Genomic DNA, 10,942 nt, shown 5'->3' with positions numbered 1-10,942 from the left:
AACATAAAATTATGCTAAAACATTTACTAAGAACACTATTGCTATTGTGTGCTGTAGCAGGTTTTACAGCCTGTTCTTCCGATCGTGATTTCTCAGAGCAGCAAACTACTCTGAAACTTGAATTAAAAGTACCTGAAAATATTAAAGTTAAAGAATATAAACAGCTTACAGTTAGTTTCAAAGAGTTGAATACAGGATTCTCCACCAGCAAAGAATTAAAGAATACCAACACTTTGCAGGTTGTGCTTCCTGCTGGAACTTATAACATAACGGTGGAAGGAACTATTTCTTATACAGATGATTCCGGAGTGGCTGAAACGAAGATAGGCGGAGTGCAATCAGGTCTTGTGATAAACGGAAATGAGCTGAGTAAATCTATTACTATTGCTCCGAAATCCACAAGTAATGATCTTATTTTAGAGGAGATATTCTTTACCGGAAGCAAAACACCAGAAGGACAATTCTATTTTGGAGATCAGTATTTTAAGATTACCAATAATACCGATCAGGTATTGTACGCAGACGGTATGCTTTTGATACAATCCAGCTTTATGACGAATGAAAAGCAAGATTATAAACCGAATCTTGTGGGGAGTTTCTTAACTGCCGGGGCAATCATTAAGATCCCAGGAAATGGTAATACCTATCCTGTACAGCCAGGAGAATCTATTGTTATTGCGGAAGACGCAATTAACCATAAAGAGTTCAATCCATTATCTATAGATCTTACTAAAGCAAATTTCCAAATATTTAAAGGAGGTGACGATATTGATAATCCACAGGTGCCGAAAATGATTAATGTAAACTATAAGTATACTGATAACGATATGGATAATGGGAATAAAATGGTTATTCATACACAGGGTTATTATGCTTATGCTTTAGCCCGTATGCCTAAAGGAATGACAGATGACGCACTGATTAGCCAGAATACTTATTCTTATACTTATAACGTTGCGGTTGGCGGAGATACCTATCCAATGGATGGCACCGGGATAAAAATTCCGAATGAATGGATAACAGATGCGGTAAACCTTAGTGTGAAAGATTCTTTCCAATGGATCGTAACATCTCCGGCTTTGGATATGGGGTGGACTTCTGTAGCAGCATTTGACGGAGACCAGAATCGTTTTGGTAAGTCTGTTCGCAGGAAGATTATCGGCAAGTCTGTAAATGGTAAGAACATTTATAAAGACACCAACAATTCTACTGTGGACTTTGACCACGGTGTAAAACCATCATTATTCAATTAAAATGAAATATTCTCTTTCTCTGCTTTTATTGTCTGTTTTTCTGATGGGAACAAAGCTCAGTGCTCAGAGTAATGATACCATTGTCCAAAAGGTGTATGAGGAATATAGCCCGGAAAGGCTGTTGAAAAATAGGGTGAATGTAAACCCTGCGAACTATTTGGAGGCACGGAAATACAATATTACCACTTTCAGCTTGTCCACAGAGAATGCTAATACACCTTATGAAATTCAGCAAAAAGGTAAGGGAAAGAGTATTTGGGGAGCAGAAACCCATACAACACAACTACTAGATCACAAAACACTGGTATGGGGTACTGCTTCCTATAATAATGGGAAATATAAAAATATGCTGTGGAATGAAAATGCAGATTATGATGTAATCTATCCTTATGTAGCAGCAGATAGCATAGGTGGTGATATGAAGTTTGAAAATTATACTTTTTCAGGGGGATATGCAAAAAAGCTTGGTGCCTATACTATCGGTGTTACCGGGAACTATAAAGCCAGTATGAGTTATAGGGATGTAGATCCCAGACCTAAAAATACTACGGCGAACATCGCCTTGGCAATGGGTGGTAATAAACTTATAATGGACAAATTTCGGATAGGAGCTTATCTGGAGGGAGAAAAATATACACAGAAACATTACCTGAGCTTTGTGAATAGTCAGGGATTTCCAATGATCTATAATATGAGCGGGCTGGGGAATTACAATGAACTGCTTTCCGGAAAACTCAGGCAGGCTTATTATGAAGGTTGGTCTTATGGCGGAGGAATACAAATATATGATGCCAACAACCGGAACTGGTATCTGAATCTGAGTATCAGGAAATTCCAATTGGACAAATACCTTACTGAGTATACAGATCTTAATGCTTCGAAAGTGGGCGAACAGCAGTTTGGCTTTTCTCTTGGGAAGTTCTTTACGGCCGGAAAACTTTTCTGGGGAATTATGGCCGAAGGAAATACAAAAGAAAGGAAAGGTACTGAAAATCTGTTTCTAAATGATAATTCCAGAAACTATATACAGATTGGATCTGCGGAAAGATACAATCACAGGATTAATAATTTACTGTTTAAAGGTTTTTTGCAAATAGAACAAGCAAATACAAGATCTTCACTAATTCCGTTTTTTGGAATAATCCAGGAAAAGGAAAAATACAACAATCCGTTATCAGCAGTTAATCTGAATAAAATGGTTTTTGGTGCCGATTATCAGTGGTGGAAGGATTTTAATAGTCAACTGGCATTTTCTGCCAATCTTGGGTTTTCTGTTACGGAGGTCTATAAAAAAGATGCACTTTTTAGTAATGTAGCAAAACCTGCGATCTATCAGATGCTTCAGGATAATTATAGTTTTCAGTCGTCAGATTTTTGGCAGGTAAAGCTGGATATTAATTTTCATTTCAGCTTACCTGTTATCCAAAATGCCTTTGTAGGTGGAAAAATGATATACAGTGGTTTTAAAAATGGCAATAATATGCTGTTCGCTGTTACTATAGGAAGTATGTTTTAAATTTAAATGAATGAAAAAGTTTTCAGATCTCAAATTAATATTGCTGATAGGAGGGTTGGCTTTCTTTTTTATGCAGCATACTATACAGCGGTATAGTGTAGATTATGGAGAGGTTGTGGAGCAGTATAAGCAGCCTTCAAAATACTGGCCCAAGCCGATAATAGATGCCAGCGTACAGTGGATGGAACTTGAAGCTATAGAGCAGGACTCTAATTATTACGAAACACAGGAGCTTCCGGAAGTAATGCTTGGAAAGAAGCTGTTTTTTGATCCTAAACTATCCGCTTCCAGTCAGATATCATGCAGCAGCTGCCACAATCCTGAAATGGGATGGGCAGACCGCCAGGAAGTAGCTTTAGGGCATGATCATCTACAAGGAAAGCGAAATACACAGTCGCTGTATAATATAGCAGAGCGAAAATCTTTCTTTTGGGACGGACGTGCAAAGACATTGGAGGAACAGTTGCTAGGGCCCATATCCGCTCATAATGAAATGAATATGAAACCTGAAAAACTAGCAGGGAAACTGGCTAAGTATACAGAATACAGGGAGCTGTTCAGGGATGTCTATCAGAGTGATAAAATTACATTTGATAAAATAGCCAAAGCATTGGCTACCTTTCAGCGAACAATAAGGAGTCAGCCCAGTAAACTGGATAAGTTTATTAAAGGAGATTATAAAGCACTATCTGATAAGGAAATTTACGGAATGCATGTGTTTCGAACCAAAGCCGGATGTATGAACTGCCATTATGGGAAATACATGACAGATGAATCCTTCCATAATATAGGATTAACGTACTATAAAAGGGAGTATGAAGATTTGGGCAGGTATAATATAACCAAGGATCCGAATGATACAGGGAAGTTTAAAACACCTTCTTTAAGAGATCTTGCTTATACAGCGCCGTGGATGCATAATGGTCTTATGGATGATCTCTATGGAATAGTCAGCCTGTACAATAGCGGAATGCAGATGATTAATCCGACAGTGGAGGAAAAGAGAGCAGATCCTAAATTTCCGGTAACGGATCACTTGATGAAACCTTTAAATCTTAATGAAAAGGAAGTAGATGCCCTTGTTGCATTTCTGGAAAGTATTTCTGGCAGTTATTACAAGATGCCGCGTCCGGAGATACCGAGGAAATAATGTTGAAAAAAACTATCGAAATACTAAATTAAGCTATATCTATAATTATGACTAAACCTCCCGATAAGGGAGGTTTAGCTTAATAATCAAACTGATTATTATGTATAATAACCAAAAAAAATCCTGTAAGCGGATTGTTCTTTATTTTACACGTTTCAGAACCACATGAGAGCTCTGACCGCCACCAAAGTCTATATCTACAGTACATGAATCTGTATAAGCCTTACCGGTATGAGGGTAATCAGTACCAGATACATTTACACTAAATGAAAAGTTGTTGTCTTTGACTTTACCATTTTCCAAAGTTATTTCGCCCATAGGAGAGCTGACTACACCTGTAAGTTTTTCGCCATCTACGTTGAAATTGTACACAGCATCCAGGGAATTGCCATCCGGAGTATGGATTACGCCGCTCCATTTACCATTCAGGTTAGCGATTGCTACTGCTGCCATGCACACTATAACGCAGCAGAATAGCAGGGCAGTTGTAAAGATCTTTTTTTTCATATCTATTTAAATTTATTGAATTATGTTGCGCCCAATTAAGTTTGATGTACAGAAGACATTAGCCAATTGTATCTTAGGGCTTATTTAAATTTTATAATTAATACTCTTCGACAAGCTCAGAGTGACATTGTTCGTCCATAATATCTTTCTTTTAGGGTGTCAGGTTGAGCCTGTCGAAACCTAATGTTTTTTTTGAATTCAAATTTAAACAGGTTCTTATTTAAAAAGCAGTTTTGTAAAATTCAGTTTTTTTGGAGAAATTTTAATGAATGCAATATGAATTTTTATTTAACATTCAGTTATAGACCACTCTAAAATATAAGAATTGCAGGTTGCAAACAAAATAAATAGGGGATATTTCTATCCAATTAAACAAATTGGATAGTGAAATGAACGCAGAAAAAATTGCTTATTATCCTTTCTTTTGGATGTGCATAATTTATTATTAGGATATCTGTATTTTAAATTCAGATATATACAATTTTAAGATATTTCTTTCGTTATATGATGTGAATATTTCCTCAGTGGGTGTAATACAGGAGTGACTTTAGTGCTGATCAGACATTATATAGTTTAAACAGTCCTGTTTTCTATTATATTTTAATTATAAAATAAAACGATATATGTTGTTGATATTTAAATGTTTGTTGATATGTTTTTTTATTCGGATTTAAAATCTCAATACCCAAACACTTTTTTTTCAATTGTCAGGGGCCTAATTTTAGACCAGAGATTCAATACCTGATTTGAGAAGATCCCAACGCTCTGCTATAATAAGTATTGATTGAGCAAACTTAGCCCGCACATAAACTTGATGATGATACTCAGTTATTTTTAACTAAAACTAAATTACTATGAAAGAAGAAAAAGAAATTAAAAAAACTTTCCAAAATAAGAAAGAATATATTCCTCCCAAATTAGAAGTTGTTATAATAAGAATGGGAGATGGTATAACATCTGGTCCGATACGTACTGTTAACGAAACAAAAGGATCGTATCAAAAGAGTATGAAGAACGTATCATAAACCGGAAACTTAAATAAAATATACTTATTTAGATTTTTATGATCGGACCATAGGCAGGACAATCTGCAATAATTATGGTGTATTAGTAATTAACAAGACTATTCTGTGTAGTACATTTTTATTCATTTTATCAGGGCAGCTATTATGCTGTTTTGCCTTCAGTATATCAGGATTAAACAAATCAGAAATATAAATAGACAGATCTGTGTATCTCTGTCGTGTAAAGAAAAAAACAATTTCTCATCATTTATTCATTTGTGAAATTTGTTATTTGTTTGTATTTGTAAAAGAACGGGCAATATATTTGCCCGTTCATTCTTAAAGTAAAAATATCTGATTTAATCCGATTATTCAATATGGTGATCTAAGATATAAAGAGATGAATATTTTATTTATTTAGTATTTGTAAATTAATATCAATTGATTTCTTTTTTGTGATTGTATTTAAAACCGGGTTTTTACTCTACATTTTACGTAAAATGATATTCGAGTTAAATCCTTTATTTATTCCCTGCAGACTTAGACGGCTTTTTACCAGTACATGTTTCTGCATATCATTTTTTTCCTACACCCAGTACACCGGTGAAGAACCCATACGTAAAGAAATTATGGATCTTTACATAACAAAAAACACCGATAAAGATGAATCCTACACCGTGGGTGAGAATATACTGCGCTTAGCTATAACCGATGAAGAGCGGGCAAAAGCTTATGCAAGAATGGGAAAGGCTATGTATGATAAAAATAGCTATGCAGAGGCCATTCAGTTACTGGAAAAAGGAGATTATTATGCACTGATAAGTGGTAATACCTACGAGCGCTTTTTTATTAATTTTTATTTATCAGATGCCTATGCCCAGGTTGGTTTTTCGGGAAAAGCACAGCGGAGCTGGCAGACGGCGAAAAAGGAGGCCGGAAAGCTAAAGAAATATATGCCTGCTGGTTTTATGATCGATCAGCGTTGTATAGCCAATCTGGAAGAAGATGAGGACTATTGTAAAGCAATACAGCAAAGATTAAAAATAATAGAGTCCATCAGTAAGGCAGATATAGACATCAGCATTAAGAGAATATATAATGCTGCAAATTATAGTGGTCTGGCCTATGATTACCTAAAATGTGGAGATATTATAAAAGCAAAGCAAGCATTGTCGGAAGCTAAATATATATATGAAAACCATTATGATACCGAACATCTGCTATCATTGCCCAGGTATTATTTGAGTAAGGCAATTATAGCTGTAAAAGAAGGAGGTAAGGCTGAAGGGAAGCATTGGTTTGATATGGCTTTTGAGACTGCAGTTAAAAAAAAACTCACAAATGATGAAGAACTTATTGTGAGGGAACGATTGTTGAGCAATATAGATACTAATAAGGAGCTTCAGCATCAGAACATAGATTATTATACCAAATTTTATAAGGATAAGGTTAAGCAGGCAAGGCGTGCTGCGAAGAATGAAATTGATAAAAAAGAGACTAAAGTTGTTAATCAGAATAAGAAAATTAATATTCTTCTCGTCATTGTAACGGTTCTGGTTCTTAGTTTTTTATATGTATATAAACGCAAGTTAAGATTAAAATCGAAGCTGCTTAATGCACTTTCCAGGTTACGGCAGTCCAAAGAACCCGTAACAGTTGCACATACAGAAAAGAAACGGAGGGTGGCTGAAATTCAGGCGGTTATAAAAGATCCCAATACAGAAGCTGTCTTACTCAGAAGGCTGGATAAATTTGAAAAAACAGAACAATATATAACCAAGGGTATTACACTTCCTAAAATGGCGGTTTTGTTAAAGACTAATACAACCTACCTTAGCTATATTATTAAAACACACAGAGATTCCGATTTTAGCCAGTATATCAACAGGAACCGAATTAATTATATCGTGGGAAAGCTAAAAAACCATCCGGAGTATCTGAATTATAAAATAGGATACCTGGCGGAAGAATGCGGGTTCCCTACCCACAGTCAGTTCGGCAGTGTATTCAAAACCGAAACAGGTATGTCGCCATCGCAGTTTATTAATAGCCTGAAGCAGGAAAAAAATACAGACCGAAGCAGGAAGTAAGAAAGAAATATTAGCTCAGGAATATAGTATAAATAAAGCCCCGCAAATTGCGGGGCTTCGGTTTGAAAACTAATAGTAGTTATAGCATGTATAACTGGCGTAATTTATGAATTTTTACGCTATTTTAAATTAAAAAAACGGAGAATTTATTAAGATCCTCCGGAAAACTGTCAACAGTTTTTTACAAACAAATGAACTATAATGCGTTTTGGGATTGTATAAATTATGGACATGTTGTCAATTGTTTTCCATAGCCCGTACCTTTAATTCGGGTTGGGCCGGAAGCTACCTGACTAATATAGACCTCGTTATAGCCAGTTGTCCAGGTTACTTTTTTTACACCACCATTTCCTGTATAGGTAAGTGGTTGAAGAACTAAATCTCCGGATTGTCTTTTGCCGTAGAATGTGGTATTACCGTTTTTGTCAATTACGACTCTTATTACCGGAGCGGTAGGAGAGTTTGCGGTAATATTATAAATAGCACCAATTCCTCCGGATCCCCACTTGGCTCCATCAGGAAATTGTATATTGATAGTCCCGCTTCCACTATCAAACTGAATTTCGTCAGCTGTTATTCTGGTGCCATTCACCATAAAGCTGAAAGAATTATCTACATAAGTAAAGTCTACAATAAACCTGTCAGGTATTCCATTGAAACCAAAATATTTACTATTATTTGGAAGCGAAGCGTCCTGGTCAAATGGTGTTGGGTTCATATTGAACTTGGTACACGGCGTAAGTTTTAGATTCAGATTATAATTAGATTTTGGTGTAATCTTAAGATTACTGAACAGAACATTGTTTTTAGAAGTTCCGTCAATAATAAGGGTGCCTATATTAAGTGATGCTCCATTTGATGTATTTCCTATTATAATAGCGGGATCGCTTGTAACTTTTGATTGATTAATATTGGGAAAATTAAAAGAAGTTGCATTGCTTCCGGTATAAGAAAGCTGAGCATCATTATTAAACTGAAGTTGTGCAGAAGTATTTCCTCCTGAAAAAACTGGACTATTTACCCCTGTAATAATTCCGGTACTCTCTACCTGACTGGCGTCTATATTGGTTGTAATTCTGGTAAACTGATGCTTTAAAACAACATCGAGAGTATTAGGAGCATTGCCGGTTACTGTTTTGACTATTTTATAATACATCAGGTCTTTACTGATGTTAGATAGCATAGCAGTAGATAGGTTATCGGGATTTGTTACCGTTGGAGTATCTGCAGCAGAAGTACTGTTTACAGAAAAGGCAACAAAAGTATAAGTCTGTCCGCCATTTAATAGAAAACCATCTGTTTCATTTTGCTTGTAGGCAAATTCCTTCTGATCTGTAAGTTTTCCGCTGCTGTCATATACCAGTATTTTGTATCTTATTCCGGTTTTTAATTCTGTAACTACAGCTGTGGGATTTAATGATGCTGTCGCGGAAAGAGAAGATTTAACAGGAACAAGGCTCGCGGTAATAGAATAAGTATCGTCATACGAAATAGTTTGTGTTTGTATCATTCCGGAAGTTACATTATTCTTGCCTGAAGATGCCTGTTTTACAAGTTCTTCTGCGTCATCTACAGCAGTTGAAAGATTAATTTTCACATTAACCTGTTTATTATTAGAAGTGCTGGTGTCCAGTGTATTATCAGTACTACGGCATGCAGTGGATATAAGGAGTATTACCAGCCCTGCAAAACCGACAGTTTGTGTTTTTGATTTCATATCATCTATGTTTGTTTGTTTGTTTGTTTGTTTGTTTGTTTGTTTGTTTGTTTGTTTGTTTGTTTGTGCTTTATTTGATGCAGGTTTACCAATCTAGGGTACGGTTATCATCAGTTCCGTTTTGCCATTCTTCCTGTACTTTTCCGCCTGCATCAGGAGGAATTACTTTGGCAGAACCTGCGGCGATTCCGTTTTCCATTTCAATAAAACTAAGGCTTAGAGTGGGAGAGGTATAATTTTCCCTGCAATCTGTTTTATCAGATTCTTTTTCTTTCATCATTTGTACGTGTTTTTAGTGTTTTTTTACTGAATTATTTTTCAGGATATTGTTTTTAAATCCTAAAATAAATTTTACAGTAAAGTTGTTTTTAGTGTTTTTAGATATCGTAAAAATCAGTAAATCAGATCTAAGTGTGCAAAAAAAATGTATTCTACATGAGTACTACATCTTTATATTTTCTTTTATAGAAGCTGTTTTGCCAGTGTCATCCGTCTGGAGGAAATATAAAAATATATTAAACAGATCATAGTGTAGTATGTATGTGGAGGTGTTGAAAATACCGATAATATAATATAAATAAATGATGAGACGATTAGTTGCAAGAAACAGCTTTTATGATAAAGAAAAAGAGTCCTGAAAAACAAGACTCTAATTTGAAAACTAATAGTAGTTATAGCATGTATAACTGACTATGTATATGAAATTTTAATGCCAATCTGTAGGTTATTACTATGATTTCTTACATAAACTATTATAAAAATTGATTTTCTCTATGATATAGAAAACAGACTGATCTGTTATAACTGGAATTTTAATGTGGCAGATATTATTTAAAGGTCTTATCTTTATTATATTAGTTTATATTTTTGTGTCGTGTCAACTGAACTGAACAGAATACAGAAAACCATTGCCTATATCGAAGAAAACTTCGACAGGGAGATTCCCTCCAGGGAGATAGAAGATATTGCCTGTTATTCTTACCGGAACTTTCAGCGGGTATTTATGAAGTTATTTGGGGAAACGCTTTCCGGATTCCAGAAGCGCCTTAGGTTGGAAAATGCTTATAAAAAACTACTTTATACTACAGATAAGGTTTCGTCTATTGCTTTAGAGGTCGGTTATTACAACTTGCAGTCTTTTTCAAAAGCTTTCCATAAAGAATATGGGATTTCCCCGGCAGTCGCCCGGAAAGAGCGAAACAAAATTTTTAGTTCCCTTACTAAGACCGATGACAGTGCTTTTGTCTATGATGTTGTATACAAGCAAAGTATTACAGTATATGCAAAGGGTATTAAAACCCGGAACTATAATAATAAGGATATTAATGCTTTGTGGGAAGGAATTGAAGAGGAAGTAGATTTTTCAACTGCCTATGGTATTATAACAGATCAGCCTCTTATTACTAACGAAGAATATTGCAGATATGAAGCCGCTATTGAAGAATCTGTTCCCGGGGACAATTACCAGAAAAAAACAATTTTCGGAAGAAAATATGCAAGATTTGTCCATTACGGAAACTTTGAGCATTTGCTGGATGCCTATGGTGCCTTCTACCGCTTCTGGCTTGCGGGTAACCCGTTTCCACTTGATAACTCTCCTGTAATTGAGGAATATCTGCTCTCAGAAACTGGAGAGCATACGACTTATATTTATTTTCCTTTATATATATAAGGTAATCTACTTCTTTTGTGTCTTTGGAGTAAT

General features: G+C 35.4%; 9 protein-coding genes. 6 read left to right on the top strand and 3 right to left on the bottom strand.

What is annotated here, in order from left to right; genetic code table 11:
• Positions 1 to 11: 11 nt before the first annotated feature.
• From AYC65_RS09005 to AYC65_RS08995, 3 genes are read left to right on the top strand one after another with little or no spacing between them, the layout of a single operon-like run.
• Positions 12 to 1,253 (top strand): DUF4876 domain-containing protein, encoded by a 1,242-nt coding sequence (locus AYC65_RS09005; protein WP_034867520.1) that lies wholly within the window; start codon positions 12 to 14, stop codon positions 1,251 to 1,253.
• 1 nt (position 1,254) lies between these two features.
• A complete protein-coding gene (locus AYC65_RS09000) occupies positions 1,255 to 2,769 on the top strand; it encodes a DUF6850 family outer membrane beta-barrel protein (RefSeq protein ID WP_034867519.1) in 1,515 nt (504 codons plus the stop codon).
• A gap of 10 nt (positions 2,770 to 2,779) precedes the next feature.
• On the top strand, positions 2,780 to 3,919 hold the full coding sequence (locus AYC65_RS08995; protein ID WP_034867518.1) for a cytochrome-c peroxidase: 1,140 nt from the start codon (positions 2,780 to 2,782) through the stop codon (positions 3,917 to 3,919).
• A gap of 141 nt (positions 3,920 to 4,060) precedes the next feature.
• Here the strand turns inward: AYC65_RS08995 and AYC65_RS08990 are convergent, their stop codons facing one another.
• On the bottom strand, positions 4,061 to 4,426 hold the full coding sequence (locus tag AYC65_RS08990; protein WP_034867516.1) for a hypothetical protein: 366 nt from the start codon (positions 4,424 to 4,426) through the stop codon (positions 4,061 to 4,063).
• Between the two features lie 854 nt (positions 4,427 to 5,280).
• Between AYC65_RS08990 and AYC65_RS20750 the strand changes: the two genes are divergently transcribed.
• Both AYC65_RS20750 and AYC65_RS08985 read left to right on the top strand, forming a co-directional pair.
• Positions 5,281 to 5,451: a hypothetical protein gene (locus tag AYC65_RS20750; RefSeq protein WP_157757785.1), complete on the top strand. Its 171-nt coding sequence runs from the start codon at positions 5,281 to 5,283 to the stop codon at positions 5,449 to 5,451.
• Between the two features lie 608 nt (positions 5,452 to 6,059).
• Positions 6,060 to 7,520 carry a helix-turn-helix domain-containing protein gene (locus tag AYC65_RS08985; protein WP_034867578.1) on the top strand — a complete coding sequence of 487 codons (1,461 nt, stop codon included), beginning with the start codon at positions 6,060 to 6,062 and terminating at the stop codon, positions 7,518 to 7,520.
• Positions 7,521 to 7,743: 223 nt separating this feature from the next.
• On the opposite strand, the gene AYC65_RS08980 is transcribed toward AYC65_RS08985, so the two are convergent.
• Positions 7,744 to 9,237 (bottom strand): hypothetical protein, encoded by a 1,494-nt coding sequence (locus AYC65_RS08980; RefSeq protein ID WP_034867514.1) that lies wholly within the window; start codon positions 9,235 to 9,237, stop codon positions 7,744 to 7,746.
• 85 nt (positions 9,238 to 9,322) lie between these two features.
• Positions 9,323 to 9,517 carry a hypothetical protein gene (locus AYC65_RS08975; RefSeq protein WP_052114619.1) on the bottom strand — a complete coding sequence of 65 codons (195 nt, stop codon included), beginning with the start codon at positions 9,515 to 9,517 and terminating at the stop codon, positions 9,323 to 9,325.
• Positions 9,518 to 10,111: 594 nt separating this feature from the next.
• Between AYC65_RS08975 and AYC65_RS08970 the strand changes: the two genes are divergently transcribed.
• Positions 10,112 to 10,909 carry an AraC family transcriptional regulator gene (locus tag AYC65_RS08970; RefSeq protein WP_034867510.1) on the top strand — a complete coding sequence of 266 codons (798 nt, stop codon included), beginning with the start codon at positions 10,112 to 10,114 and terminating at the stop codon, positions 10,907 to 10,909.
• Positions 10,910 to 10,942 lie beyond the last annotated feature (33 nt).

This window comes from Elizabethkingia bruuniana (assembly GCF_002024805.1).
Classification (GTDB): Bacteria; Bacteroidota; Bacteroidia; order Flavobacteriales; family Weeksellaceae; genus Elizabethkingia; species Elizabethkingia bruuniana.
Note: the sequence above shows the minus strand (reverse complement) of the source record. Positions and strands in the feature narration are given on the sequence as shown.

Excerpts from the sequence above, each read along its gene's own strand:
- AYC65_RS08985 (WP_034867578.1), top strand. The coding sequence starts at position 6,060 with ATGGATCTTTACATAACAAAAAACACCGATAAAGATGAATCCTACACC.
- AYC65_RS08980 (WP_034867514.1), bottom strand. The coding sequence starts at position 9,237 with ATGAAATCAAAAACACAAACTGTCGGTTTTGCAGGGCTGGTAATACTC.
- AYC65_RS08995 (WP_034867518.1), top strand. The coding sequence starts at position 2,780 with ATGAAAAAGTTTTCAGATCTCAAATTAATATTGCTGATAGGAGGGTTG.
- AYC65_RS09000 (WP_034867519.1), top strand. The coding sequence starts at position 1,255 with ATGAAATATTCTCTTTCTCTGCTTTTATTGTCTGTTTTTCTGATGGGA.
- AYC65_RS09005 (WP_034867520.1), top strand. The coding sequence starts at position 12 with ATGCTAAAACATTTACTAAGAACACTATTGCTATTGTGTGCTGTAGCA.
- AYC65_RS08975 (WP_052114619.1), bottom strand. The coding sequence starts at position 9,517 with ATGATGAAAGAAAAAGAATCTGATAAAACAGATTGCAGGGAAAATTAT.
- AYC65_RS20750 (WP_157757785.1), top strand. The coding sequence starts at position 5,281 with ATGAAAGAAGAAAAAGAAATTAAAAAAACTTTCCAAAATAAGAAAGAA.
- AYC65_RS08990 (WP_034867516.1), bottom strand. The coding sequence starts at position 4,426 with ATGAAAAAAAAGATCTTTACAACTGCCCTGCTATTCTGCTGCGTTATA.